Annotated in this window: 34 protein-coding genes and 1 pseudogene; all 35 read right to left on the bottom strand. The window is 41.8% G+C overall.

What is annotated here, in order from left to right; all coding sequences use genetic code 11:
- Nucleotides 1-35 precede the first annotated feature (35 nt).
- The 35 genes and pseudogenes from DQN49_RS05800 to DQN49_RS05650 all read right to left on the bottom strand — a co-directional run bounded on the left by DQN49_RS05800 (nucleotide 36) and on the right by DQN49_RS05650 (nucleotide 23406).
- Nucleotides 36-3488 (bottom strand): two-partner secretion domain-containing protein, encoded by a 3453-nt coding sequence (locus DQN49_RS05800; RefSeq protein ID WP_111723568.1) that lies wholly within the window; start codon nucleotides 3486-3488, stop codon nucleotides 36-38.
- A gap of 429 nt (nucleotides 3489-3917) precedes the next feature.
- A pseudogene (locus tag DQN49_RS05795) lies at nucleotides 3918-4124 on the bottom strand (phage protein Gp37); the annotation flags it as partial.
- Nucleotides 4108-4539, bottom strand: a complete 432-nt coding sequence (locus tag DQN49_RS05790; RefSeq protein WP_006995433.1) for a gp436 family protein — start codon at nucleotides 4537-4539, stop codon at nucleotides 4108-4110. The pseudogene DQN49_RS05795 and the gene DQN49_RS05790, both read right to left, overlap by 17 nt.
- 9 nt (nucleotides 4540-4548) lie before the next feature.
- Nucleotides 4549-4854, bottom strand: coding sequence for a hypothetical protein (locus tag DQN49_RS05785; RefSeq protein WP_006995434.1), 306 nt, complete (start codon nucleotides 4852-4854; stop codon nucleotides 4549-4551).
- A 63-nt stretch (nucleotides 4855-4917) separates the two neighbouring features.
- The gene (locus tag DQN49_RS05780) at nucleotides 4918-5841 is read right to left on the bottom strand and encodes a Mu-like prophage major head subunit gpT family protein (protein WP_006995435.1); all 924 of its coding nucleotides are present in this window, start codon (nucleotides 5839-5841) and stop codon (nucleotides 4918-4920) included.
- On the bottom strand, nucleotides 5841-6878 hold the full coding sequence (locus DQN49_RS05775; RefSeq protein ID WP_006995436.1) for a phage protease: 1038 nt from the start codon (nucleotides 6876-6878) through the stop codon (nucleotides 5841-5843). Before DQN49_RS05775 ends, DQN49_RS05780 begins: the two co-directional genes overlap by 1 nt.
- Nucleotides 6879-7159: 281 nt before the next feature.
- Nucleotides 7160-7576, bottom strand: a complete 417-nt coding sequence (locus tag DQN49_RS05770) for a phage virion morphogenesis protein (protein WP_065246956.1) — start codon at nucleotides 7574-7576, stop codon at nucleotides 7160-7162.
- A gap of 135 nt (nucleotides 7577-7711) precedes the next feature.
- Nucleotides 7712-9013 (bottom strand): phage minor head protein, encoded by a 1302-nt coding sequence (locus DQN49_RS05765; protein WP_065246957.1) that lies wholly within the window; start codon nucleotides 9011-9013, stop codon nucleotides 7712-7714.
- A complete protein-coding gene (locus tag DQN49_RS05760) occupies nucleotides 8997-10619 on the bottom strand; it encodes a DUF935 domain-containing protein (protein ID WP_006995438.1) in 1623 nt (540 codons plus the stop codon). The genes DQN49_RS05765 and DQN49_RS05760 overlap by 17 nt, the downstream gene beginning before the upstream one ends.
- 79 nt (nucleotides 10620-10698) lie before the next feature.
- Complete coding sequence (gene terL / locus DQN49_RS05755) at nucleotides 10699-12339, bottom strand: phage terminase large subunit (protein ID WP_006995439.1); 1641 nt, start codon at nucleotides 12337-12339, stop codon at nucleotides 10699-10701.
- Nucleotides 12329-12472: a hypothetical protein gene (locus DQN49_RS10220; RefSeq protein WP_005681449.1), complete on the bottom strand. Its 144-nt coding sequence runs from the start codon at nucleotides 12470-12472 to the stop codon at nucleotides 12329-12331. The genes terL and DQN49_RS10220 overlap by 11 nt, the downstream gene beginning before the upstream one ends.
- A complete protein-coding gene (locus DQN49_RS05750) occupies nucleotides 12469-12972 on the bottom strand; it encodes a DUF1804 family protein (RefSeq protein ID WP_006995440.1) in 504 nt (167 codons plus the stop codon). The genes DQN49_RS10220 and DQN49_RS05750 overlap by 4 nt, the downstream gene beginning before the upstream one ends.
- Nucleotide 12973: 1 nt before the next feature.
- The gene (locus DQN49_RS05745; RefSeq protein ID WP_006995441.1) at nucleotides 12974-13240 is read right to left on the bottom strand and encodes a hypothetical protein; all 267 of its coding nucleotides are present in this window, start codon (nucleotides 13238-13240) and stop codon (nucleotides 12974-12976) included.
- Nucleotides 13240-13497: a hypothetical protein gene (locus DQN49_RS05740; RefSeq protein WP_006995442.1), complete on the bottom strand. Its 258-nt coding sequence runs from the start codon at nucleotides 13495-13497 to the stop codon at nucleotides 13240-13242. The genes DQN49_RS05745 and DQN49_RS05740 overlap by 1 nt, the downstream gene beginning before the upstream one ends.
- Nucleotides 13494-13628 carry a hypothetical protein gene (locus DQN49_RS10580; RefSeq protein ID WP_006995443.1) on the bottom strand — a complete coding sequence of 45 codons (135 nt, stop codon included), beginning with the start codon at nucleotides 13626-13628 and terminating at the stop codon, nucleotides 13494-13496. The genes DQN49_RS05740 and DQN49_RS10580 overlap by 4 nt, the downstream gene beginning before the upstream one ends.
- Nucleotides 13621-13878, bottom strand: coding sequence for a DUF2681 domain-containing protein (locus DQN49_RS05735; protein WP_006995444.1), 258 nt, complete (start codon nucleotides 13876-13878; stop codon nucleotides 13621-13623). The genes DQN49_RS10580 and DQN49_RS05735 overlap by 8 nt, the downstream gene beginning before the upstream one ends.
- Nucleotides 13878-14168, bottom strand: a complete 291-nt coding sequence (locus tag DQN49_RS05730) for a DUF2644 domain-containing protein (protein WP_006995445.1) — start codon at nucleotides 14166-14168, stop codon at nucleotides 13878-13880. Before DQN49_RS05730 ends, DQN49_RS05735 begins: the two co-directional genes overlap by 1 nt.
- A complete protein-coding gene (locus DQN49_RS10215) occupies nucleotides 14165-14332 on the bottom strand; it encodes a hypothetical protein (RefSeq protein ID WP_006995446.1) in 168 nt (55 codons plus the stop codon). Before DQN49_RS10215 ends, DQN49_RS05730 begins: the two co-directional genes overlap by 4 nt.
- A complete protein-coding gene (locus tag DQN49_RS05725) occupies nucleotides 14332-14880 on the bottom strand; it encodes an N-acetylmuramoyl-L-alanine amidase (RefSeq protein ID WP_006995447.1) in 549 nt (182 codons plus the stop codon). Before DQN49_RS05725 ends, DQN49_RS10215 begins: the two co-directional genes overlap by 1 nt.
- 80 nt (nucleotides 14881-14960) lie before the next feature.
- Nucleotides 14961-15389 carry a Mor transcription activator family protein gene (locus tag DQN49_RS05720; protein ID WP_006995448.1) on the bottom strand — a complete coding sequence of 143 codons (429 nt, stop codon included), beginning with the start codon at nucleotides 15387-15389 and terminating at the stop codon, nucleotides 14961-14963.
- 105 nt (nucleotides 15390-15494) lie between these two features.
- Nucleotides 15495-15713, bottom strand: a complete 219-nt coding sequence (locus tag DQN49_RS05715) for a hypothetical protein (protein WP_006995449.1) — start codon at nucleotides 15711-15713, stop codon at nucleotides 15495-15497.
- A gap of 10 nt (nucleotides 15714-15723) precedes the next feature.
- Nucleotides 15724-16365 carry an antA/AntB antirepressor family protein gene (locus DQN49_RS05710; RefSeq protein ID WP_111723566.1) on the bottom strand — a complete coding sequence of 214 codons (642 nt, stop codon included), beginning with the start codon at nucleotides 16363-16365 and terminating at the stop codon, nucleotides 15724-15726.
- Between the two features lie 472 nt (nucleotides 16366-16837).
- Nucleotides 16838-17041 carry a KilA-N domain-containing protein gene (locus DQN49_RS05705; protein WP_006996626.1) on the bottom strand — a complete coding sequence of 68 codons (204 nt, stop codon included), beginning with the start codon at nucleotides 17039-17041 and terminating at the stop codon, nucleotides 16838-16840.
- Nucleotides 17042-17067: 26 nt separating this feature from the next.
- Nucleotides 17068-17466 (bottom strand): gp16 family protein, encoded by a 399-nt coding sequence (locus DQN49_RS05700; protein WP_006996625.1) that lies wholly within the window; start codon nucleotides 17464-17466, stop codon nucleotides 17068-17070.
- Between the two features lie 240 nt (nucleotides 17467-17706).
- On the bottom strand, nucleotides 17707-17955 hold the full coding sequence (locus DQN49_RS05695) for a hypothetical protein (RefSeq protein ID WP_006996624.1): 249 nt from the start codon (nucleotides 17953-17955) through the stop codon (nucleotides 17707-17709).
- 4 nt (nucleotides 17956-17959) lie between these two features.
- Nucleotides 17960-18133 carry a hypothetical protein gene (locus DQN49_RS05690; protein ID WP_006996623.1) on the bottom strand — a complete coding sequence of 58 codons (174 nt, stop codon included), beginning with the start codon at nucleotides 18131-18133 and terminating at the stop codon, nucleotides 17960-17962.
- Nucleotides 18130-18294, bottom strand: a complete 165-nt coding sequence (locus tag DQN49_RS10210; protein ID WP_006996622.1) for a hypothetical protein — start codon at nucleotides 18292-18294, stop codon at nucleotides 18130-18132. Before DQN49_RS10210 ends, DQN49_RS05690 begins: the two co-directional genes overlap by 4 nt.
- A gap of 10 nt (nucleotides 18295-18304) precedes the next feature.
- Nucleotides 18305-18502: an ANR family transcriptional regulator gene (locus DQN49_RS05685; RefSeq protein WP_006996621.1), complete on the bottom strand. Its 198-nt coding sequence runs from the start codon at nucleotides 18500-18502 to the stop codon at nucleotides 18305-18307.
- 186 nt (nucleotides 18503-18688) lie between these two features.
- Nucleotides 18689-19306, bottom strand: a complete 618-nt coding sequence (locus DQN49_RS05680) for a DUF3164 family protein (RefSeq protein WP_013526168.1) — start codon at nucleotides 19304-19306, stop codon at nucleotides 18689-18691.
- Nucleotides 19307-19498, bottom strand: coding sequence for an HTH domain-containing protein (locus tag DQN49_RS05675; protein WP_005647090.1), 192 nt, complete (start codon nucleotides 19496-19498; stop codon nucleotides 19307-19309).
- A gap of 8 nt (nucleotides 19499-19506) precedes the next feature.
- Nucleotides 19507-19803, bottom strand: coding sequence for a hypothetical protein (locus DQN49_RS05670; RefSeq protein WP_013527864.1), 297 nt, complete (start codon nucleotides 19801-19803; stop codon nucleotides 19507-19509).
- A gap of 11 nt (nucleotides 19804-19814) precedes the next feature.
- Entirely contained in the window at nucleotides 19815-20696 is an 882-nt protein-coding gene (locus DQN49_RS05665) for an AAA family ATPase (protein ID WP_006996358.1), read from the bottom strand.
- A gap of 51 nt (nucleotides 20697-20747) precedes the next feature.
- Nucleotides 20748-21146 (bottom strand): hypothetical protein, encoded by a 399-nt coding sequence (locus DQN49_RS05660; RefSeq protein WP_032826358.1) that lies wholly within the window; start codon nucleotides 21144-21146, stop codon nucleotides 20748-20750.
- A gap of 10 nt (nucleotides 21147-21156) precedes the next feature.
- Nucleotides 21157-23133, bottom strand: a complete 1977-nt coding sequence (locus tag DQN49_RS05655) for a Mu transposase C-terminal domain-containing protein (RefSeq protein WP_013527866.1) — start codon at nucleotides 23131-23133, stop codon at nucleotides 21157-21159.
- A 9-nt stretch (nucleotides 23134-23142) separates the two neighbouring features.
- Entirely contained in the window at nucleotides 23143-23406 is a 264-nt protein-coding gene (locus DQN49_RS05650) for a hypothetical protein (protein WP_005678050.1), read from the bottom strand.
- Nucleotides 23407-23464 lie beyond the last annotated feature (58 nt).

Raw genomic sequence — 23464 nt, 5'->3', positions numbered from 1 at the left:
AATGAAGTGGGTAATCCCACTTCATTTTCATATAATCAATCGCCTACCTTTTCAGACTGCTTGTGATATTGAGCTTTACTTTTCTCATTTTCAGCAAGGCAAGAGGTTAACAGACGACCATCTGCGATGTTTTTACCTGCAGGCAATACCACTGAACATACCGAACCATGAGATATAATGCTTGCGGCCTTATTCACACCACGTCCTTTATCGTAAAACATTAAACTTTTTGCACTGCTTAATGGGTACTGCTCATTTTCAGCTGTGCTCAAGTTTGAACGTACAGTACGCTCCATATCGCCCAAAATATCGATTAAATCCAATATCAAACTATCTTTACTTTGTCGTTCAGCTTCTACAATTGTCGTCCTCGTTTTACCTTGAATCAATCCGTTGTTGTCTACAGTGCCATTTGTAATCACATCCACCTCTCCTTCTTTTGAAATGATTTTTGCACCTTTGCGATTCATGATGTTTTGACCTGCAATTACTGATGTAGCTTGCTCACCGTCGATAACACCTTCATTATCCACGTTACCTTCAGCATTAACTGTCACTTTTCCTTTCGCCGATAAATTAGCATTCTTTTTCACTGTAAGGTCCTGTGTAGCCGTAACACCAACATTACCCTTCTCAGCCTTCACTGTTCCACTGTTACTAATACTAATATTTTTACCTGATAAAATTGCATCGCCCATTGTTGCAGTAACTTTAGCCATCTCTCCCAACATCAAATCTTTAGCGGCATTTAAATTAACATTCTTACCTTTTACCTCAAAATTTTTGTTAATGTTAATATTGTTTGCAGAAAGGATATTCACAGGACCAGAATCCGAAGAAATATTCGCATTCACGTTAACATTGCCTGATGTTGATTTAATGCTTGTCTGGCCTTCACCTTTAATAGTGACATTTTCTGATACATCTACCGCATTATTACCTGAACCATTTAAAATTATACGAGAACCTGCTTGTGCATCTAAAACAAGTGGATTTTCAATGGCTAATCCCTTACGTGAAGCAGATTTTCCTTTAAATTCTAATGTTGTCGTACCTTCCGTTTTAATTGTAGTTGATTTGCCATTACTTGTTTTATCAAAGTATATCCCTGCTACACTATAGCCATTCGCATTAGCATCAAAGGTTACATGACCACTTCCTTTTGCAGTAATGTCTGCGGAAACGTTTAATGCTCTAGGTGTATTAACATAGCCATGACCATTACCTAAATAAGGTTTAAGGTTAAAGGTTACAGTTGAATTTGCTTTAGTATCAAATGTTACATCTTTATCAATATTGAGTAGTTTATAGTCTCTATATCGATCATACGCATTGTTAAAACCTACTTTATTCTCTATGTCTGAAAATTCAAAACTACCGTCTTCTACTGTCAAATTCGCATGCCAATTATACGTAGAAATACTCACAGCGTTCCACGCTGGAGCGTTTACTTTACGTTCAAAGGTAACTTTTCCTTTAGTAGTAATATTACCCTCCCAATTCCCCACAACATCATAGACACCTTTATCCCAGTCTCTCCTTGGTGAGTTATATTGAAGTTTCAGCCCCTCTTCATCATAGCCTACAAATGTAGTATTATTAACAGTCAACATATTAAAAGCTTTCTTTTGGGTATTACCTCCTATATTAACAGCATGATACTTATCAGTTCTACCATTAATCCGAACTGTGCCTTTTCCTTTCAAGATTGCACCGTCAATTGATGCATCATTCGCATAGGCATCGATATTTAAATTCCCTCCATTAGTATCAATTTCTCCCATTAATACCAAGCCTTTACGCGCAGTAATGTTTAGGTTTAATTTGCCTGTTGTTGCTTTGATGCTTGTACCTTTATTTTGGGTAAAAGTATCGTCTGCAATCATGGTTAAGCTAGCATCTGTTCCATTATTTTTCACAATATTCGCTTCAACCGTAAAATTTCCACTACCGGCAACACGTTTGATGCCTTTTGCTTCTGTAGTTGTAATAGTTACATCTGTACCTGCATTTAAGGCTGCTTCAATTGTTGTATTCAAAATTTTAACGTCTTTGTCTTTACTAGTAATGGTAACTGCAGGGCTATTTTTTACTCCATCTGATTGAACTTCAGGGGCTGATACAATACGTATATTGTAAGGATCTAATAACCACTCTTTCCCTTCAACTTTTGCTGTTCTGCCTACCCCCAAGTAGTGACCCGAGGTTTCAACAAAACCACCATTCTCTTTGTCTTTACCTTTTGCTGTAATTTTGCCATCAACTTGTGCATAGTTACCCCACACAATCGCTCTACCGCCTGTTTCAGAACCTGAAACATCCACACTTGCTCCGTATTGAATTTCGGTTTTTTCTGCTAATTGAATTGTGCCTTTACCGCGCTCATCGCCGCCGATATAAACCGTACCACCCTCTTTACCTGTTAATTCCACTTTCGCACCGCTGTTTAACACCACTTTTTTACCTGTGATGGTTAAGTTGCCTGCTTTGAAGTTGGCATTGTTTAAAGTGACTGTGCCATCAATGTTCGCCTCGCCTTCTTTGGCTGAAAGGATGATTTCACCTGATTTATCTTGGCGTACGCTGTTTGCATCTAATGTGCCTTTATTTACAAGCGAACCCGCATGCACTTGAATCTTGCCATTTTTTGCAAAAATTGTGCCTAAGTTCACGGCTTTATTTTCTGGTGCAACAACGCTGTAAGTAATTGTTGGGTTAGTCATATCGCTGATCGTGACTTTTTGACCTGCTAATAAAAGAATGTTGCCATCTTCTACTTTAATTACACCGTTATTTTTAACGCTACCACCAATTAAATTTACGCTACCATTTTTTGAAACACTGATTAAACCATTATTCACAATTTGCGCCATGGCTTTATCTTTAGCCTGTTCAAAATTGAAATTGCGTGCTTTTAAATCTTCATCTAAAATATTTAATGTTGATGCGGTAAAAGCTGCAGCATTAATTACTGCATCTTTGCCCATCACAATCCCGTTCGGGTTGATTAAGAATACGTGACCATTTGAATTTAACGCACCTTTTAATTGCGAAATTTGATCAGAAGTAACACGGTTAAATACCGCAGAATTGCTATTTTCTTGAACAAAACGAACGAGTTCATCTTGATTAATATTGAATTGTTTCCAGTTAATAATGGCATTTGGGCTATTGGTAATGGTAATATTTTTACCATTTATTGACATTGATGCACTACCACTTACCACTTTCATACCTTGCAAGCCATTTGCCACTTCCATACCTTGCAAGCCATTTGCCATTGCAGTTTGTGTCGCAAAACCAAATGAAAGCAGAGAAATTAAGCTTGCAAGTGGTTTTAATTTTAACCATTTTGTCATTTGAAAATTTGAAGTTGTATCCACTGCATTTTGACAGCCACTATGACGGTCGTGTCCAGCAGTAATTTCAGAAACAGCCACTAATTGATTTAAACGCTTACTAAATTTTAAACGATAAATTTTATTCATATAAGATCCCTATAAGTCATTAAAGGAGGTATCATTGGAAGTTGTCTTTCAATAATAAGAAACGAAATATCACTATCGCAAAAAAGCATGAGAGTATCATTGATCCAAGTGTTTCATCATTCTCGCACTAAAAAATATAAAACGATAAGATTAGCACTTTCTATACAACTCAATCACCTTTTGAAACACGACATCGCACTACTATGCAACAAGATGATGCGATGATGCGATGATGCGATGATGCGATGATGCGATGATGCGATGATGCGATGATGCGATGATGCGATGATGCGATGATGCGATGATGCGATGATGCGATGATGCGATGATGCGATGATGCTTATTATACTAAATAATAAAAAGAATGCTACTTTTTTTTCATAAAATTTACCCTTTATTTATCTTCACTTTAAATTAATGCCTTTTACAAAAAAGACATGTAGATTGATGTCGTTTCAAATTAGTGCCCATACGTTCGATACGTGCGCCCCCAAAAGTGACTAAACACATCGGCAAACGTGATGTCCCAAGACTTTCATCATCGAGCTCGCCACCGTAGCTTTTAACGGTATTGACTAAACGCCCTAAGCCACGCTGTAGGCGTTCTACAAGAGCATTTTCAATTTGAGTAATCACGCGCAAAAATCCTGTTTTTCGGATTAGTAAAAATCACACCATTGTCGTGTTCGTTGGCATCATTATTCTCTGTCGGTGGCAACCCCAGCGAAATCTTACCCACACTGATATCCTCAAGTTCTTTTAAACTTAATTTATAGCGTGTAATAATTTCTTCTGTAATCGTCACATGAGACATACTCGCTAAACGATAACGTGCCAAATCACAACAAAGTCGCACCAAGTTTTGTGGTACATTCACAAGAGGGAGGGTATAACGTGCTGCCAAATAACCATCAATTTGGCTTGAGCTATCAGACAATGCAATATCAAGCAAATTGTCATTAACTTGCCCAGTCAAATCGCGGTCGGTCAGCTCAATGGCTTGTACTTCCCCTACACGTAACACAAAATCTTCAGCACTGGCGTAATGCATCACTCATCCTTATTTTTCGCAGATGGGAATAAGTTCTAACCAAGGATCTTCAGCAAGCATAATAACTTGCTCACCTGTCAAGTTTTCAACTGGAATTTCCACTGCACTTTCTTTGTTAAAACGATAGCCGCAGCGACCATAAGAGGCTTGCGGATGAATTGCACGTAACGTCACCGCATAGGCAATAGGATGAATCGCATCACTACCTTTGGGCGTGTCATCCAACTCGTCTAAAGTGCGGTCGGTTTCTGTGGTGTTTTCCGCAGAATCGGTTTTCACTTCATCGTCTGTCTTGTTTTGCTGTTTCTTTGCCATAACTTCCTCCTAGTCATTTCTTGCTTTCCCTCGCAAGCGAGGGAAGGCAAGGAAAGAGACGGATTACTCCACAATCTGTGAAGACACCATCACTTTAAGCGTCCCTTTCAACACATTGCTGGTACCGTTGATAATATCGGCTTCCACTAAACGTTTTGCTGTATATTCAAGTGCAGGTGGCACTAATAAGATATTCGGACGAATATTTAACAACTTGCCGCCATCGCCTTTTAAGGATTTCATTTTTGCCAACACGCCCATTAAGACATCTTCAGTTAATTCGCTGTCTTCCACACGATGAGCAAGTTGCCAGAATGCAAAACCTGCATTACCACGCGCACGCACGCCCCAAATATAGGTATCTTCCATAAATACCGTATCGGATTTAGACGGATCAAATTTCGTCTCAATTTCAGGGGTTAAGCGTTCTTGCCAAATAAATGGCTTCACGGCATTCGTCGTATCCAACAAATAAAACGCTGGTTTTCCTGCTGCACTGCCTTTGGTAATATTACTTTGCGTGGTTTGATTGCCTGTGCCATCGACTTCCGCAAAAACAGGATGATCGTCATCAAAGAAATTCTGCCCGTCATAGCAAAGGGTGCTTTTACCTTGTTTAATTAAGCCAAAGACTAAATCATCAGGTAATTCCGCCGCACTTTGTCCCATTTGTTTTACCATCGGACTAAATAAGCCCACCTGGTCGTCTTCAATATTGGTGCGCGGAATAGCAACAGTGCTTTCAAACAACTTATTCGATACTTGCATACCTTGTGCTTGCATTTTGCGTAAACGACGTTTACCCACCCATTCTTGCAATTTTGGGAAATGCCCTAACCAACCGTAAGTATTGGTTTCGGTAGAACTTGCAATCTTCATCGCAATTTCTGACCATTGAGGATTAATCACGTTTAAACCGCTTGCAAAGTCTTTTTTAAAGGCTTCATCAAGGGCTTTTAAAAGTGCCGATTTTTTGAATTTATCCATTATTTTTGCTCCTTATAGGTTGCCATATAATCTTTTTCGCTTAAGCCTAACGCTTTTGCTGCTGCACTCTCTGCCGCACTTAACGTTGCCACTTTCTGCTCTGGGTCGCCTTTTGCTTGTGGCTCACCACTTAATGCTGCCATTGCAGGTGCTTTTTCTAAATAAGCACTTAATGCTTCAACAGATAAACTTTGCGCCCAATCTTTTAATGCGGGAGCCAGTTTGCCTTGCGATAATGCTGCTTTGATTAATGCCGCTTTCTTGTCCGCTTCTACAGATGTTTTAAGCGCATTAAAATCAGCCTGTAATGCGGCTACCTGTTCGACTGGCACAAATTTAGCAGGATCAGGGTTGCCCACTTGTGTGGATAACGCTGCCACTGATTGTTCTTTTTCAGCTAATTTTGCGTAAACATCTAACACGTCCACAGAGCTATCGCCTTTAGCTGCCGAAAGTGCGGTCACTTTCTCCGTAATGTCAGCTTCACTTGCATCTGCTTTTAAAACAAACAGTGTGCATAATGCTGCCAATAATTTTTTATTCATTGGATTGTCCTCTTGTAACAAATTCACGCTGGCTGCCACCATTGCCTCCTCCATGCCATCTAAAGCAGGCGTATTGGTTAATGCAGCATGAAAGATCTTGCGAACATAGCCGTCTGTGTCGTAAGCAAACACAGCCGAGATATAACGATATTCGCCATTTTTGATATAGTCCGCGGCTTTATCAGTCCAACGCACATCAGCAAAAATCCCTTGTGGGGTAAAATAGAAATATTCCATCCAGCCCGCACTCGGTGCTTCTTTGCCGTTTTTTAGGGAGTGAATAATTTGGTGTTCATAGTCAATAGGAAGGGGATTGCGTTGATTATTTGCCAACGCCACCACATCCGCGCCATTTGTATCTGTTACATACCATGCCTCCACATCGGTTGGTCTGCCGTCTGTAGCGCGAAATTTGCCATAAGGTAAAAGTTGGATACGACCATACTTCGCCTTGTCAATTTCAAAACTACAAGCGGCAACTGTTAATTTCATCTGAAACCATCCTTAAAAACTCAATCTAGGATGGCAGAATATCGAATTGAACGAGATAACAAGAGATGACTGGCTTCAGCACAACCCAATAATTTGAAATGTTAGACAATGAGGAACAAGCCTCACATTAAAGACGTGAAAGATTGAATGATTGAAAACAACCCAACCCCATTTTAAAACGCTTTAAAACCGTTTTAAATTGTTTTAAAAATTTAAAGATGAAATCTTATACCCTAAAAGTAAAAAATCGCCCTACGTGCGATTTAGGGCGATTTTCTGATTTATTTAATTAAGCGTTGGAAGTAGTCTTGCACGTCTTCCAAAATATCTGCCTTATCTTGAGGTGTTAAAGCCAAAAAAGGACGAGCTGGAATTTCTACTTTACGACCTCGTCCAGCTTTACCGCCGAATTGATGAATAGCCGCGTAAGGCTCATTCGTCCCCACAATGGCTTCATTGTTATTATATTCAGAAGTAATGCTCGCCATCAGGTTTTCAGTATCCACCAAAGGCGTACCTTGACGATATTTCAGCCCCAGCCATTTAGGACGCCCCCCAACATCAAAATTTTGCAGCACAGCTGATTCCATTGTCCCCGCAATACTTCGCATTAACGGAGCTCGATGAGCGGTGGCTTGTGCAAGGCGTTCTAGTGCCGATGCAATTTCTTGTGCGTTATTGATTTCAATGTCTATCATAATCGTTGATTTTTAAAATTTAAGGGGGTATAGTCGTCAAGCCACTAGAAAAGCGATGAATCTCGAGGATCGCAAGCGATAGGTTGAAATAGTACCTTGGACTGTGTGCGGTGGGTTCGAGCCCCGCCTAGTGGCTTACTCTTTAAATGCCTTTCTCCATTGCTTATCACTCACTAATCTAAACGACTGAACAAAAATTTCCGGTTCTTTGCTTAAAACCTTCAATACTGCAAGCAGTTTCTTGCCATTAACATCCTTATAAAATTGGTATCCTAGTTCATCGACTACAATTTTATCTGGAGCATTGATGATATCTGGCAACGCCTCATACTCATCAATCCCAAAATCTTGCCCATCACGGCTATTAAACTGTTTAATTAAAGTATCATCAGAAAGCCACACTGTGCCAGTTTTGCTTTTCAATAAATCCTTACTTTCCGCACTCAAGACACCTGCCGCAAATTTAAAATTTTTGGTAAGACTATCTCGCACCTGTAACATTTGATCAGCAGTGAGTTTTTTTCCATCTAGGCTGAGCGTTTGTTTCATCTCCGCCATACGCTTTGCCAACAATTCAAAATCGTGCTTAAACTCCCCACCTTTCATCTCAACTTTCGCAAACGCATGCGCCAGTTTTTCAGGATAAAGATCCAAATTAGGCTTGTAGTTTAATCGCCCTACATTGTAATCAAAGCCTTTATCCGTCACACGTATCGTGCCATCAGGTAATTTAAACCCTACCGTCTTTTCACGATTACCTTGCTTATTCGCAGGGCGTTCTACTTCCACCAAAAATTCAGAACTATCGTCAGGCTTATCAATCCCACGGCGTTTCAAATCTCTTTCGCCTAACGCAATTACCGTACAGCGACAATTAAACCCATTGGGCGGGTAGAATGTCGCCCAAAACGGATCATCATAACGATACACCTTACCGCTCAATGCTAAATGGGCAGGACGAGTACGCGCATCACCCACGGCGGAATATTGCCAATAAGGGCGATTATCCACATTGTCACGTAAGCGTTGATAACGCGCAGCCGAATAAGCGGACTGCATATTAACACGATAAATCGTATTTAACCGACGCGGCGTGCCAAAATATTCCCCTGTTTTGGGATCTGCCAGTAAATGCCCATCAATACCACGGATAGACGGATCTTTTCCAAAAATCCAGCCTTTGCGTTCAAATTCACTCACCAGTTCTTTTTTCCAAACGTGAAAGCCTTTGCCCTCACGCATAGCCGTTTCTAAAGATTGGTAAATATCCTTTGTCATATCAAGGCTAGTTAGGTGCGCAATCGTCGTGGCACGTGCCAATGCGCTATCGTGCATTTCTTTTGCTAACACCTTACTGGCAAGCATTTTCTTTTGGCGCAAAAACTCAATGGCTTGTTTGGGTTCTACGCCAATGGCAAACTTAGGTGCGCTCGGCATTGGCAGCTCCTAATAAATCAGCTAAAAATACTGCACTTGTCAAATAGGCTTGATGGCTTTCACTGGTTAAATCAGGATAAAGTGCGATCAGTTTTTCCTGTGCTTCGTCATAGCTTTCACTTGCCATGACCACGCCTACAATTTGTTTCATCATAGGATCAAGCTGTTGATTAAAATCCGCATTTGCCAGTGCATCATCAATCAAACCGTCCAGTTCAGCTTGTTCGTCCTTTGTACCATTCTGCGCCGATAACGCAGCAGCACGGCAACCGCAAGAACAGTCTTTGCCGTGGTTAAATACGGCAGAAAGTGCGGTCGTTTTTTCGTCCGTTTTCTCGCCTTGCGGTGTTCTTAAAATCAGTTCACCTTCCTGCGGTTCAGGAATTCCTAATTTATCCCGCACCCAACTTTCAGAAATCTGCACGCCAATGCCGGTAAGTTTAGGGATGGCTTCTGCAAAGACCGATAAATCTTCATATTCTTTTGTGTCAAACTCAAAATAAGGGATACGATGTGGCGCAATATTCGGATCAACATTAATTTGCAAATACGGCAAAATGATTTGTTGAGTAATGGTTTGCGCAATCTGTTTCGCATCGCTAATCATCAAATCACGACGCACTTCATTATGCACATTACCTAACGCATTGGTGGAGCTTTTACCATCCGCCCCCGATGTTAAGGTTTGCCCCAAAATCAACCGAGCAATAGATTTCTCGCACCAATCAACCATCTGTAAAAATGGATTATTACCCGATGCAGCACCCGCATTAGCGACGTTATGTAGTTCAATCTTCATCGATTCAGGCATAATGCCTGCCGCGTTATGCCCAATTTCAGCCAACGCACGCAGTAACGTGCGTTTCTCCGCATTAGTGGCACCGGCACCATATTTACCAATGCGAATCGGCATACCATAAAGCTCTAAAAACTCGGCAAAATCACGCACAGAATAATGCTTATACATATGAAGCCATGCCAATGTGCGATATAAGCCATCACGCGCCAACTGTGTCGAACGAGATTTATGGCGATGTACCACCCAACCAAAAGGACGTAAAGGCTCGCCCATTTGATTCGCTGGCGTGCGTAATAATAAACTATCGTCTTTATCCAATTTAAACCAAGACTGAGGACAAGGTTTAAAGCCTTTTGGAACCCATTTGCCATCCACCTGTGCCCATTGAATTTCCAACGCCGAAAAACCGTGTCCCACGGCATCCATTAAATCCATAAACAAGTCTTCAAGATTGGGATATTGATAAAATAACTCATCAATCTCTGCTTGCAATTTTTCTTCCGCAGGGGTTGCATTACGTGGCTCAACAATACGCCAATCTAGTGTTAAAACTGAACGCTTACGCGTCATCATATTCGCCGCAATACTGCTATCTTGCTCTTCAATATCCATGAAAAGTTGATGCTGTGCCTGAATATCGCCGTTTTCGGCATCCTCTAAAATCTGCTTTAATTTTGAAGGCGTAATTTTTGCAGAGGGGTGATCATCTAATACACGCCCCGTTGCAGTCACTTCCGCTTCATCGGTTTGTGTTGGCTCTGTTTCATTACCTTTTAAAAGCCCTTTAACCTTATCTAAAAATCCCATTTAAACTCCCTAAAAAATCAACCGCACTTTCATCATGCACCGTTTGCCTACTTTTGCTTTGTACAAGCCCCGATTTCAATTAATCTCGCCAAAACGAATAAAGATCATCGTCTTCATCTTCCACATCAAACGTATCCAACTGATCCAACCCAATCCACTCAATCGCTGCCGAACTACCCACTGCATTACGCCACAACATTTCCAGCGCATCTGGGCCATCATCATGGTCTGCTTTCGGGAAATGGCGTAACTGGGAAATCAGTGTAGTTTGCGAGCTATGCAACAAAATTAAGCCATTCGCCATGTGGGGTTGTAGGCTCTCAATACGCAACATTTTGTCTGTATTTGGCTTCGTCGCCGTCGCTGGAACAGGAATGCCACGTTGCGCAGAGCGTTTCACTAATTCATCTTTTAAAAACTCTTGGAATTGCACCGTTTCAACAAACCACCGCTGACAGTGGTATTGCTTCTGCATACGGATCACATCTTCAATAATTAAATCAGGCAAACGTTTCTTCACTTGCGCTTCCACCACATATAACTTGCCTGTTTCTCTATGATATCCGCCCACTAAAATGGCAGAGGGGTCTCTACTTGCCCCTGCTTTTCCTAAGGATGGGTCAAGCGCACCGAAATAAATTAAATTTGCTGGCAATTCCGTCCAATAAGTCAAACTATTGGCAAACATCGCATCATCACTGCTTAACGGGTCATTTTGATATTCCGAATCAAAGGTGGCATGCCCATCACGAGCGCGAATCTTCATCAAGGTTAAAATCGGGCGAGCAGCCCAACTTACTACCGCACCTTTATCCATTGCCGCTTGATTTTGCGTATAGAAAGCATCAGCCACCGCTTCGCCTTCGTTTAAGTAGAAGTCCTCCCACTTATCCCACAGGCTCATATCATCAGGCTGACGAATTAAGGCTTTAAACTTGGCTGTCTTCCACGCTTTACTCGATAAAGTGCGGTTTAAAACACTGTCGTAATGGAGAATAGTCCCGATATATACCACATCTAACTTATCTCCAGCCGCCCCTAACGGAAGGACGGTTTTCTTCAACCAATCGTGCAATTTGTCACGCTGTTCAGGGCTCCGCACTTGTTCGTCATTTTCAATATCATCCAGTACCACCAAATCAGGACGATACGCCCCATGGCGTAAACCACGCAATTTCTTGCCGGAACCTGCCACTTGCACTTTTTGATTGGCTTTTGTGATAATGGTTGCCGCTTGCCACACACGCCCTTGTCCTGCTATTTCAGGGAAATCAATGCGCAAACGTTGGTTAAATTCCAACTCTACTTTAATGGCTTCCAACATTGGATAGGCTTGGTCGATACTATCCATCACAATCAACGCATAGCGTTTTTTCTGTGTCACAAGACAGTAAAGTGTAAAGAGCTGGGAGACCAAGGTCGATTTAGCTTCACCACGTGGCGCAGCAATGGCCAAATGAACTGATGATGGCTGTTGTAATACTTGTGGCAACTGCTCAAAAAGATAGTTATGCAACTGCGAACGTGAACTTGAGCGCACATAATGCGGAAAGTAATTCGACACAAAAAAGTCATAGCCCGAAACAGGATCTAACACCTTTTTGCGTCGCTCACTAATGGCAGCAAGAGAATCATCCCACCCCTCAAACTTTGCCTCGACCTTTTGTCGCAAGCTGTCCGAATAGGCTTTTAATTCCGCTAATAATTCTTTATTTTTCATAACTTACTCTAGAAGCCGATAGACAAAAAGCAATAAATAAAAACCATCCCCAACCACTAATACCTTGGCTTAACAATAAGAATGCACAAATAATGGCTGCAAGTGATGGCAACTGAAAAATTAAGAGTTTCATGCTTTAAATTCCTTATCTAAAGTTTTCCCAAACCCTTCCAACAAGTCCGCAAACTCATTAATCAGCTCAGGTTTATTGGCTTGTATATAATCTCCAAACATCGTGATGGTCTTTATTGCCGTCGCCATTTCCGACACTTCTGGCAATAATCGCTTACTGCTTGCCACCATTTTCGAATAGCTATCACCCAAGCCCTGAATCAACTTCGCCTTTTCACTCACAGGCAATGCTTCCGCGCGCTTAATCTCATTCATTGTGTTTTCAAAATAAAGCACAAACGCAGTCAGCATGCCGCGCGCCACATCTTCCACTTTACCACTTGCCATCGTGTTCGCATCACGCACTTTATCCCAATTATCGCCACGCGCTTCGGCTTCACGTTTCCAGCGGCGTGCCGTGTTGTAAGATACACCTGCTTTTTCAGCGGCTAATTCAAGCGTTAAGCAATCAAACACATAATAACGGCGCACATCTGCCTTGGTTTTTTCATCATGTGCCATCTTAACCCCCGAATTTTGCTTTAATCAGCTCAAACCCAACAGAGACGACCAAGCCACTTAACCCGCCAATAACCGCAGCACGCACACCTAATTTCGCCAAACTTTCTTCTACCTTTGCCAAGCGAGTATCAATATCATCCACTCGACCGTCTAAGCGATCGATTTTATGGTTCGCTTGTCGGCTTAAAGCCAGAATCTCATCTAATTTGGCATTAATTTCTTGTTTTTCTGCCAATTGCTCTAATCGTTTTCGCTCTCTTGCTGACATTATTTATCCACCTTTTTATCTAACTTCTGATTGATTTCTTTCAACTGATCGCGCACCTCTTTCAAAATGCTTTCAAAGTGTTTATTTTTTACTTCAGCAAGCTCTTTACTCTGAAAATCCTGTTGCATTTGCTTTTCTAAGGCTTTAATCGCATGCTCATTTTCAGCCACTTTATCGTTTACCGATTTCCACGCCCAGCCGACTAATGTCATAATCAACGTCGTGCCAATGCCAATAAACACTTTATCGTCAATCATTTTGGCTCCTTACTTTCAGCACAAATCTCACGATACGTCGCATTATGTACCGCAATTTGTCGCAAGGTTTCCGTGGTATCTTGTCGGCTAGCAGTGATAATGCCAAATCCACTACAACTTGGATTAATCACGGAGATCGCCTGATTGCTGCAGGCGGTTAATGACATCATCACGGCCAGTATTACGAGTGTTTTCTTCATTTTTCTTTCTCACTTCAAAATGTTTCACTTGGGTTTCAGCCACGACTTTCTGCACTTGCAACTGGGCATTGGTTTTTAATAACTGCTCAATCTCACGGTGTGCCTGTTTCAGCTTAAACATCACATACGCACCCAATAGCACGAAAATCCCGAGCCCTGCTAAAATAATCTGCATACTCATCAAATCCCCCTTGGTCTATCCGTTTGTTCTGGCTCCACATAGGTTTCACTGGTAATCTGTTCTTCTGGTTTTGCTTGTTTGGCTTGAAAAGCCATCACTGCCCCTTTGGTTGCAGCAGAACCCCCACAAAAACAAGCAAAATAAAAAAACAAATCAGTGACCGTAGAACGGTCAAGATAGACCGCATAAATCAGTACACCCGCCATGACCAAAAAGCCGAAAAACTGAATAAACCCCGTTGTACTGGCTCGCCCATCACTATTGGTAAATAATTCAAAAAACTTATTCATCGGCATAATCTCCACATCATCACTTCGGCTGCCGTCGGTTTCCCTCTAGATACATAACTCCACGCATTTTTACTGTAAAAGTGCGGTCGATATTGCGTGACTTTTTGAGGCTTTTGAAACCAATTTAAAACACGTTTAAACACGCCTAAAAATTTCATCTTCATCACTCGCCCTCAAACAAATGTTCAACATTAATAACTTGTTCACTATCCAACCAACGCCACACATCAAAGCAAGGGCAGGCTTTTACCCATTCATTAGGTGTAATGGTGCCGTCGCCATTTAAATCTGGGCTTAAATCACGATGCCCACAAATTCGCGCATCAGGATATTTCGCCTCAAGTTGGCGTAATAAGCGATATAAGGCTTGCCACTGCTTTTCTGTATATTCACCGTGATTTTTGTTGCTTGCTGTTACACCACCCACTAGGCAAATGCCCAATGAATTTAAGTTATGCCCTTTAACATGTGCACCGGTTTCGCCTTCTTGTCTGCCACTTTCCACTGTGCCATCCACATCAATCACAAAGTGATAACCAATATGAAGCAAGTGTGGATTAAATTGACGACATCGCTCTGGATTACGTTTAAAACCACGTCCTTTGTGCCAGCTGTCGATAGTTTGCGCGGCGGTTTGTTGCGCCGTGCGTAAAGATTTGCCATTGCGCGTTGCTGAACAATGGATCACAATTTTTTGAATGGGATAAGCCATAAAAAATACCCTTAATCTATTGAGATTGAAGGGTATTGTCTTAAAAGCAGAGTAAAGAGAAGAGAGGAGCGGTTTCAGCACTAAAACAAGGCAAGATTATGGGTTTCTTCAGGATGGCGCATTTGCGCCAAAATCTCCCAACCGCTCCGATCAGAAAGTTGATATTTCGGACAAAGCTCAAGCATAGCCATACGCCCTGATTTATTTAAATGCTGGGTAAGATAATCATAATCGGCTTTAAAACGATAATTACGCAACACACGCAATGCCGTTTGGCAACGAGGAATATACAGCCACTCCCCACGAAAAACCTCTCGTAATTTCACCGCACTTTCCAAACCGATGAGTGCTTTGAGTTTTGGAAAATAATGCACCCCATCAGTAAATCGAAAGGTAGCCCCACCAAAATTTGTAATAATTTTCTCCACCGCAGCAAAGCCCACCAAATCCACCATCTGCTGCACCGTTTCAGGCAGTAGTTCAGCCACATCTTCCAAAGATTCAACCATAAACACCTCCGCAAATTGTTTTACACAATTCTCACACGGAAATTTTAAAAAGGCGGTATTTTTGAAAAAAAAAGATAAAAAAATCCCACCGAAGTGGGATTTTCTTTATGCCTTAATGGGCAATTCTTTCACTAACTGTCGCACCGTGCTAACTTGGCAATCCAATGCTGCGGTAAACACTGCAATCATACCAGCAAGTTGGCTATAACTTAAGGTATCAGCCGTGTTGTCAGTGATTTCCAACAACTGGCGCAAACAGTGCAAGCCACCAAGGCTACTTTGAATTTCATCAAATTGATGTTCTAATTCATATCCGATGCTCATCTTCGCCCCCTTACGCCAACAAATCCAACTGCACAGCAGCTGTTTTTGGTAATGTGGAGGAAAAAAAGCCCAAATTCCGCATTTTAAATGCCATCCATTTCACGCTATCTTTGGTTTTGCCTAATAGCGTACCAATTTCACGATAACTTAAGCCCATTTCACGATAGCGTAAAAAGTCTTTCGCTTGTGGGTTTGCCGTTAAAAAGGCGGTTTGCGCAGTGGTAATTAAACGTGCTAATTCATCTGGATTGTTACGTAAAAATGTAGGGATGGCTGTCAATTTTGCGTTTAATTGGGCGTTTTCCGCTTGCAAGCGTGGAATTTCATTGCGTGCTTGTTCTTCACACTCAATAAATAAATCACGAATACGGTCGCCAATCTCGTTGTTTTCCATCAGGCATAAATGCTCTGCCATTCGGAGAGTAAGGTGGTATTCTTTGGTTTCTGTCTTGAAGAATCCACGATTGCTCAAATTTGAGCATTCGATAAAATCAAGGTTTTTACGGAATCTTGTCTCCGAAAGGCGACGACCGATCCAAGTATCAAAACGAGTTTTTACTTGTAATAATTCGTGGACTTCACGAGCATTGATTAATTCAACTGGGTGATTATTGATTTGACCTGTAAAGGTATGAATAGGTAGGTTTGTCATCTTTAATTTCCTTTAATTGGAACCCTATTTTCAGTAGGGCGACCGACAGCTGAAAACTGTAAAGATGAACAGCGGAGTTATTCCCTTGCGGTATTATATTCCTCGCACTGTCGGTCATTGATAAATTGGTTTTAATTTTTTTACCTAAACTTCAGGCAAAAAAATAGCACGAAATCACGGTTGTGCCGACCGCATCTTTGGGCTTTTCAGACCCTGATCGCAAAATTAACCTTTTTTTAATCAGAAATCAAGGTTTTCTACCCAACATTATGCAAAAAGTTTCGTCGCTTCGTAGGGTGGGCTTTAGCCCACCGCAAATATCATCACATTCTTATGGTAGGCTAAAGCCCACCCTACAAAACTAAAACCGATTATTCAGGGCTTGCGCTAAACCCTGTAAATCGGCTCTAGCGCACCAATGCCCAGACGGTCGCAATACTGCGGTTTAATTGCTCGGCGATTTGGCGGTTGCTTAAGCCTTGGCGGTGTAGGCGATCTTCAGATCTGTAGATCGGTCTAATTCCGCAATCAGTTCCTGTGTGCCGTGTAAGCGTAACCAAAGCGCAGGCTGTTTTTCTTTTCCTGTACCGCTTAACTTATGCAATGTGTTCAAGCTGATTCTGCCGTGTTCGTCTAAGGCGATCACTTCGTTGGCTAAGATAATCTGATTTTTCATGTTTTTTCTCCTGTTGTTGATGTGAATTAATGTTGTCGATTTCGATCATACACCGCCAACATCTGCACCACCTTTTTCAACTGCCACGGCTGTAACCAATGCACAAAATCCACTTTAAACGAACGTTTCGCAATACCATCGGCATATTCTTTCGGTAAACTATGTTTTGCTAAAAGTGCGGTAATTTTTGCCAAATAAATTTTCTTATCTTCACGTGGTGCTGCACGATTTCCCCAAAAATGACTATTGGATTTAAAACCCTTTTGCACCATAACATTTAACACCTGTTGCAATTCACTTTCCGTCATTTCAGTACAACTTGTTTTCCCCGTTGTACTGACCAATAATTGACGATAGGTTTCATCATCAAGACCTAATTGGCTTTTTCCAATATGGATTTTAGCGATTAAATTTTTACGCAACATAGCCTTTCTCCTGTTCCGCTTTCTAGCTTCGTAGGGTGGGCTTTAGCCCACCGCAAATATCATCACATTCTTATGGTGGGCTAAAGCCCACCCTACAAAACTGCCAACCATTGAATGATTTTTGTCTGCATTTTTCCTCCTTGTTAATTGAAAACACATTACTCAGCCCACTTCATCTAACCCATCCCCCTCTTTTGTAAAGAGGGGCTAGGGGAGATTTGAATGGACTGTAAATGGGTTTTAATAGTCGCGTGTTTTTTGCACATCAATAGTGATACTTCCTACTCCTATCAGGTCATCATCTTTCCAACGAATCACATCTGCTAGAGTAATATTCAATCCAAGTTCTTTTAGCTTTTCGGCTTCGGCTCTCGCTTGTTTTTGAAAATGGAACCATTCTTTGAAATCTGCTAAGAATCGTTCAAACTGTTTATCGTCAAGCACTAAAATATCTGTCACCTGTTTAAATTCATAAATTTGATCTGTCATTTAATCACCCCAACACTGGTGCCATTCGCCACGCCACACTTTCCATCTCTCTGCTTGCTGCTTGTAATAGCAACAAAGCCCCTTTTGAGTCATCAACCAGCCACTGTTCTTTTGCTGCTTCGATTTGCTCCATAATCTGCGCCAGTTGCTCGGTGACTTGCGCTTTCTTTTCACTCATACTTCCTCCACCTCAACCACATCATCAATTTCCGTAATCGTATGCGGTAGTTTATTCACATCACACACATTCAAATCACACAATTCCAATACTTGCTCATTGCTTTCAGCTTCCACAACTGCTTCAACTAAGCAATAAAAACGTGCTACATATTTCGCCATAATCTCCCCCTTAAAACGGTTTTCTTAATACTCGGTCACAAAACGCGGCGCGGTGTTTGCACCACTCTTGATTGCGTGCGTTAGGTGCGTTAAGTTCCGCAATCGCCCATTGCGCTTTGGCGTCTTGCAGTTCGCCTCTGCGTTCGCTGTTTGCCGCTTGTTCACTGTAATATTTAAAGCGATCAAACTTGTGGATATTTTTATTCATAAGGTTCTCCTGTTGGTTTAAAACCTATTATGAATGCCCCTCATTCCATCCCGCCTCTTTTGTAAAGAGGGGTTAGGGGAGATTTAAAGGGCATTTAAATAAGTTTTATAAATTCTTAAACATCAAATATGCTAACCACGCATACAGTGCAAAAAGACAAATTACAACGATGCCAGACTCACTCATCTACACCCCCGCTACATCTAATGCAATCGGCACATACTGATCGCTTTCGCCCACACGCTCATAAAGTCGCACATAAGCCTTACTGCTTACCACTTGCACGCTTTCACTAATCGCCTGCATTGCGTTTTGCCAACGTTCATCTTGAATATCGACACGTCGCAATCCTAAAATGCGAGATGTATTTAAATTACCTTCCTTATCCACATTAAACGCACGTTCAATTAATGCTTTTAGTTCCGGGCGAGAGCCTTCGCTCCATTCATTCAAGCACGCATCAATCAACACTTTTGCCGCTTGGATACGTTCATCAAATTGCAAATGGTCGTTAATCGCACGTTGGATTTTATATTTGCCGTCGTAGCTATAAAGTGTGATATTGCCTTTACTACCGCCCATTTTCGCATTGTATTTTTCAGCCGAAAGTTCAATAAACGCTTGAATATCGCCGAAAATGCCATCTTTAAAATTGCGCATCTCCTTATTTAAGGACACGCCTTTTTCCACCCATTCACGAACAAGCACATCACGTGCTTTGTCGATGTCTTTTACCAACTCAGCTGGCGTTAAATTGCCTCTTGCATCACGCCAGTATTCTTTCCCTTCAATCATTTGCTTCATTTAGAGCTCCTCTTTATCTAACTTAATCACTACAAGTCGCTTACCTTTATCACGTTTACATCGGGCGACTGTTGCCGAGCTGTAAATCGTTTTTTCACTCACATTGAGCTTCTTTGCTAATTCTTCCGCAGTCCCGTCACCCAAATTCTCTTCGCCACGATAGACTGCATAAATTTGCCGACGCGTTGCCATTCCTCCTCCTAGTTCAAATACTTCCGCCAAACCACACGGATACCTTCCACCGTAAATTGCGCTTCTTGGTATCGCCCCACATCACGCCCCACGTGATACACATAAGCCTGTTGGTCTTTCTCGAGCTGTTCTGTTACCGCATTATTCATCACACGCACCGTCGGTCTTATCTTCTCAAAGTGCACATTAATTACCGTCAGCCCCATTTCATTTAAGCGTCTCACTGCTTTTTCTACTTGTTCTAAATAAGCCAACATCACGGCATTGTTTTTGTTTAATTGTTTAGTTGTATTGGGTTGTAACATCTTGGTCTCCTTTAGCTAATCAACATCTTGTTATATTCTTCAATCATCTCGTAGGTAATATCGCACTCGTTGAGTTTGGATAACCGCACCACACCGCTCATTAAGTTACTCAATCGACGCGAATTACCTTTACTAAATTTAATAAAGGCGTCGTTAAATTCCCCTGTGCCGAGCGCGCTTTCTATTAACATGGCTAAATCTTTATCTGGCAAAGCATTGCCAAAATTATGCGTATTGTTCACTCGACTATATAACTGCGCAAATTCGCCACTTTTCCCACGTAAATTCACTAACAATCTAGGCATACCAGCAAGCACGACACCGATTTGGGTTTTATCGTGCAAACGGCGTACAAATTCCAAAGAACGCGTGGAGAGCAACTCTGCTTCATCAATAATCAATAAACGCTCCGAACCATCTAATTTTTCCACTATTTTTTCAAAAACATCATGATTTCCCCCTTGCGCCACAACACCGCAGTTTTCCGCAATCTTGTGTAACAGCACTCTAGGGTTATAGCCTGGATCCGTTTCAATCAACATAGAAGACGGATAACGCGCTGCATATTCTTTCAAGGTTGCCGTTTTGCCTAAGCCTGCTGCGCCATACACCACTACAATCTTGCCTTCTGTATGCGCATACTGCATAACGTCCATTGTTTTTCTCGCCGCTAAGGTTGATACAAATTGGCTGTTGTAATGCGCGTTTAAAATCTTCTGATCTTGGCGTGCCAAATACTCCGCCACCTTGTCATCAAGGCGTTGTACATCGCCTGCATATTGATCTTTCAAATAAAGACTAATTGTCCCCACTGACACTGATAACGCTTGCGCAATCTGCTTTTGTGTCATACCACTATTGGTCATAAACTGTTGCAGTTCTTTGTTTTTCATTTTTAACCTCGTTATAATTCTGTTTTAAACCTACCTAAACCAAGGAGAACCTTATGCAGCAAACTCAACTCGAAGACTTACAGCAACAACTTTCTGCCCTAAACGGTCGGCTTGCTGTACAACAGATTTTAATTCGCTCGCTAATTGTTCAACTTGCTGAGCAGGATCAACTTGCGCTGCTTCAATTTCAGGGCGATTCGCACGATCAGCTTCGTCTTTTGTTACAAAGCACTGATGTGCCTGATTTTGTAGCGACGGATATGAAGGCGTACCTTGATTCATATCTAGAGCCATTGATTGCGATGCTAAATTTGGGGCAACGCCACTAGGGGTTAAAATCCAAACTGGGAAATCGTTTATTTTCGACCAATCTCTTTTAATCAACGTTTGAGCGCGTTCAAATCGTCTTTTGGCACGCGCTTTACGTTCTTTTTCAATAAAATTCTTCATCTTGTTCTCCTTATTCATTCACTAACTTTGCCTGTTCCGCTTCCCATTCTTCTTTCTCTGTTAAGTTATGGAAAATCGGCTTGGCTGGGATTTTTTGCTTCACTTTTGGCACTAACACCGCAAAATCAGGCTGATGCTCAATCGTAATAATCGGGTTAAGTTCCGCATTAATCTCATCAAGCTGTTCTTGTTTCAATTTCGCTCGGCGTGCATGACGCTCTTGGCGTGTTTTCTCAACAAACGGCATTGGGAACGCATCACGTTTATTGCCATCTAGTTCGGCATAACACACAAAAGTGCCGTCTTGCTTTCTCACAATCACTTGGCTTGGATCGTGAATATCAAACATCACTTGCACCTTTTGCCCATCAACATCGAGCAATTTCGTGCTAAAGTAATAATTATTGAAAAGTTGTAACCAACCACGTTGTGCCACACGTAATGTACTTGGGCGGAATAAATCCCTTGCTTCCACTGGCGTAACAAAGACCAAATCATCAGGGTTCATTTTTTCCATCAACTGACGGCGTTTTTGTGCAGGTGTCATTCCAATTTCACTATGCACATGTTCGTTGTTGTACCAATCAACCCCAGCTTGAACCGCATCTAAAAACTGATTCCAGCTTGGCAATTTACCCACTGCCCATTGTTGTTTTGGCGTTAGCTGTGTCGCGCCTTTACGTTTTGCTTTATCCAGTGAAATCACTGCTGTGCTCACTTGTCGCACCGTGTCTTTATCCGCCCCTGTGCCGTGATAGGTTTCAAATTGGCGAGCAATTTTGTATAAAATTGTTTGATGCACCCGCTCAATAATCCCACGCCCTTGTGGATTGCCCGGAATCCCTGTTTGGTGTTTAATCCCCAAACGCGGCAACATCCCCGTAATATCACCATCAAGCATCCAGTTTTTCTCACCCCCACCATTATCGGAGTAATAAATTGCGGGTATGCCGTAGCGTTCCACGCCATAACGCAAGGCATCTGCCACTGCCAGAACGTTTTCCGCCAAACTAGCCGACCAACCCACAATAAAGCGGCAAGAGGCATCCATAATTAATGTCACCTCAGGAATAAAAGGGCGACCGTGTTCAGGATGGGCGACTTTCAATTTCATCGCATGGCCATCACCCACCCACACATCATTCACCTGCAACACGCTCCAATGGCGTTTAACATAAGTGTTAAGAGCACGGAGTTCAGAACCCGTCTTACGACCAATTTCCTTAATGTGTTTTGGCAATTTCGCCAACGCAGCGCGAACTTGGTCAATACTCGGTTTCATTTCTAAACGTAACGGCTCGTCTGCAAAACGTGCATCCCATTCAGCCGAAAAATAGTGATAGGCTTCTGCCACATTGATGCCATTGGTTTGGCGATATATCGCCAAAAAGTCAGGCAACCACACAATTTCTTCAGCCTTTTTCGCCACCCGTTGCATTGGCGCGAGGGCTTTTAATCGTTCTTCAGGGGTATCCGCCTTTTCATAATCCAACACCCATTGATTCAAAGTGCGGTCAGATAAAGTGCGATTTTTTCCTTTCTTGTTATTGGCGATTTCAACCAATCTCATCAAATCAGAAGAAATGCCACCATGTTTGATTTGTTCACAAAAAAACTTAATCGCCTTGTAACGAGGTTGGGCTTGTTCAAGCTGTGCCACTTGAGCAACTAACGCCATTCTTGCCCCTGCTACTTCACGTTGTTTTTCCGTTAAAGTTTTTAATTCCACCTGACGGAGATCGGCGGGAAGAGATTTGGGTTTGGCTTTCACAATAGAAACTGCAAATTTGTTACGAATTTCATCTTGTAAGGCTTGTGGCATTGATGAAAGAGCATATTCTTTGCCCCCACCTTTGCCAACGCGCTTGCGGGATTCCCAATTTTCACGTTCTGCTTTATCTTTAATTCTCCGAATGCTACTTGGAAGATATTGTGAATGAAATTCAAATAACTCCTGAACACTGTAAAAGTCCTTAAGTTTTAACATTATTTACTCCTACATTTGAGAAAATTGACGTCTTAATTGGCTAACTTTTTCCGCTCGAAGAACTTTTTTCTGTTGATGTTTGGCGTAGTGTGGAAAAACCTGATCCAGTGGTTTTTCAATCGCAAGACAAATGGCTTTTGCAATTCTCTGACTGCTTTTGCCTTGTTTGATTACCGTTGATACGGCTTGATTAGATACGCCCAATGATTCAGCAATCATTGCAACGTTTAGATTTTTGATTTTTAACGCTTGATAAATTTCATTCGGACTCATAAAATCCCCCTAGAACAACCAATTTATTCAACTGGTTGTTTCAACTAATTAACTCAAC

Origin of the sequence: Haemophilus aegyptius, assembly GCF_900475885.1 — a bacterium.
Taxonomy (GTDB): Bacteria; Pseudomonadota; Gammaproteobacteria; order Enterobacterales; family Pasteurellaceae; genus Haemophilus; species Haemophilus influenzae.
This window is presented reverse-complemented; position numbering and strand designations above follow the sequence as displayed.

Bases quoted from the DNA above. Each gene is read 5' to 3' on its own strand.
- DQN49_RS05800 (WP_111723568.1), bottom strand. From the start codon at position 3,488: ATGAATAAAATTTATCGTTTAAAATTTAGTAAGCGTTTAAATCAATTA.
- DQN49_RS05790 (WP_006995433.1), bottom strand. From the start codon at position 4,539: ATGCATTACGCCAGTGCTGAAGATTTTGTGTTACGTGTAGGGGAAGTA.
- DQN49_RS05785 (WP_006995434.1), bottom strand. From the start codon at position 4,854: ATGGCAAAGAAACAGCAAAACAAGACAGACGATGAAGTGAAAACCGAT.
- DQN49_RS05780 (WP_006995435.1), bottom strand. From the start codon at position 5,841: ATGGATAAATTCAAAAAATCGGCACTTTTAAAAGCCCTTGATGAAGCC.
- DQN49_RS05775 (WP_006995436.1), bottom strand. From the start codon at position 6,878: ATGAAATTAACAGTTGCCGCTTGTAGTTTTGAAATTGACAAGGCGAAG.
- DQN49_RS05770 (WP_065246956.1), bottom strand. From the start codon at position 7,576: ATGATAGACATTGAAATCAATAACGCACAAGAAATTGCATCGGCACTA.
- DQN49_RS05765 (WP_065246957.1), bottom strand. From the start codon at position 9,013: ATGCCGAGCGCACCTAAGTTTGCCATTGGCGTAGAACCCAAACAAGCC.
- DQN49_RS05760 (WP_006995438.1), bottom strand. From the start codon at position 10,619: ATGGGATTTTTAGATAAGGTTAAAGGGCTTTTAAAAGGTAATGAAACA.
- terL (WP_006995439.1), bottom strand. From the start codon at position 12,339: ATGAAAAATAAAGAATTATTAGCGGAATTAAAAGCCTATTCGGACAGC.
- DQN49_RS10220 (WP_005681449.1), bottom strand. From the start codon at position 12,472: ATGAAACTCTTAATTTTTCAGTTGCCATCACTTGCAGCCATTATTTGT.
- DQN49_RS05750 (WP_006995440.1), bottom strand. From the start codon at position 12,972: ATGGCACATGATGAAAAAACCAAGGCAGATGTGCGCCGTTATTATGTG.
- DQN49_RS05745 (WP_006995441.1), bottom strand. From the start codon at position 13,240: ATGTCAGCAAGAGAGCGAAAACGATTAGAGCAATTGGCAGAAAAACAA.
- DQN49_RS05740 (WP_006995442.1), bottom strand. From the start codon at position 13,497: ATGATTGACGATAAAGTGTTTATTGGCATTGGCACGACGTTGATTATG.
- DQN49_RS05735 (WP_006995444.1), bottom strand. From the start codon at position 13,878: ATGAGTATGCAGATTATTTTAGCAGGGCTCGGGATTTTCGTGCTATTG.
- DQN49_RS05730 (WP_006995445.1), bottom strand. From the start codon at position 14,168: ATGAATAAGTTTTTTGAATTATTTACCAATAGTGATGGGCGAGCCAGT.
- DQN49_RS10215 (WP_006995446.1), bottom strand. From the start codon at position 14,332: ATGAAGATGAAATTTTTAGGCGTGTTTAAACGTGTTTTAAATTGGTTT.
- DQN49_RS05725 (WP_006995447.1), bottom strand. From the start codon at position 14,880: ATGGCTTATCCCATTCAAAAAATTGTGATCCATTGTTCAGCAACGCGC.
- DQN49_RS05720 (WP_006995448.1), bottom strand. From the start codon at position 15,389: ATGGTTGAATCTTTGGAAGATGTGGCTGAACTACTGCCTGAAACGGTG.
- DQN49_RS05715 (WP_006995449.1), bottom strand. From the start codon at position 15,713: ATGAGCATCGGATATGAATTAGAACATCAATTTGATGAAATTCAAAGT.
- DQN49_RS05710 (WP_111723566.1), bottom strand. From the start codon at position 16,365: ATGACAAACCTACCTATTCATACCTTTACAGGTCAAATCAATAATCAC.
- DQN49_RS05705 (WP_006996626.1), bottom strand. From the start codon at position 17,041: ATGAAAAATCAGATTATCTTAGCCAACGAAGTGATCGCCTTAGACGAA.
- DQN49_RS05700 (WP_006996625.1), bottom strand. From the start codon at position 17,466: ATGTTGCGTAAAAATTTAATCGCTAAAATCCATATTGGAAAAAGCCAA.
- DQN49_RS05695 (WP_006996624.1), bottom strand. From the start codon at position 17,955: ATGACAGATCAAATTTATGAATTTAAACAGGTGACAGATATTTTAGTG.
- DQN49_RS05690 (WP_006996623.1), bottom strand. From the start codon at position 18,133: ATGAGTGAAAAGAAAGCGCAAGTCACCGAGCAACTGGCGCAGATTATG.
- DQN49_RS10210 (WP_006996622.1), bottom strand. From the start codon at position 18,294: ATGGCGAAATATGTAGCACGTTTTTATTGCTTAGTTGAAGCAGTTGTG.
- DQN49_RS05685 (WP_006996621.1), bottom strand. From the start codon at position 18,502: ATGAATAAAAATATCCACAAGTTTGATCGCTTTAAATATTACAGTGAA.
- DQN49_RS05680 (WP_013526168.1), bottom strand. From the start codon at position 19,306: ATGAAGCAAATGATTGAAGGGAAAGAATACTGGCGTGATGCAAGAGGC.
- DQN49_RS05675 (WP_005647090.1), bottom strand. From the start codon at position 19,498: ATGGCAACGCGTCGGCAAATTTATGCAGTCTATCGTGGCGAAGAGAAT.
- DQN49_RS05670 (WP_013527864.1), bottom strand. From the start codon at position 19,803: ATGTTACAACCCAATACAACTAAACAATTAAACAAAAACAATGCCGTG.
- DQN49_RS05665 (WP_006996358.1), bottom strand. From the start codon at position 20,696: ATGAAAAACAAAGAACTGCAACAGTTTATGACCAATAGTGGTATGACA.
- DQN49_RS05660 (WP_032826358.1), bottom strand. From the start codon at position 21,146: ATGAAGAATTTTATTGAAAAAGAACGTAAAGCGCGTGCCAAAAGACGA.
- DQN49_RS05655 (WP_013527866.1), bottom strand. From the start codon at position 23,133: ATGTTAAAACTTAAGGACTTTTACAGTGTTCAGGAGTTATTTGAATTT.
- DQN49_RS05650 (WP_005678050.1), bottom strand. From the start codon at position 23,406: ATGAGTCCGAATGAAATTTATCAAGCGTTAAAAATCAAAAATCTAAAC.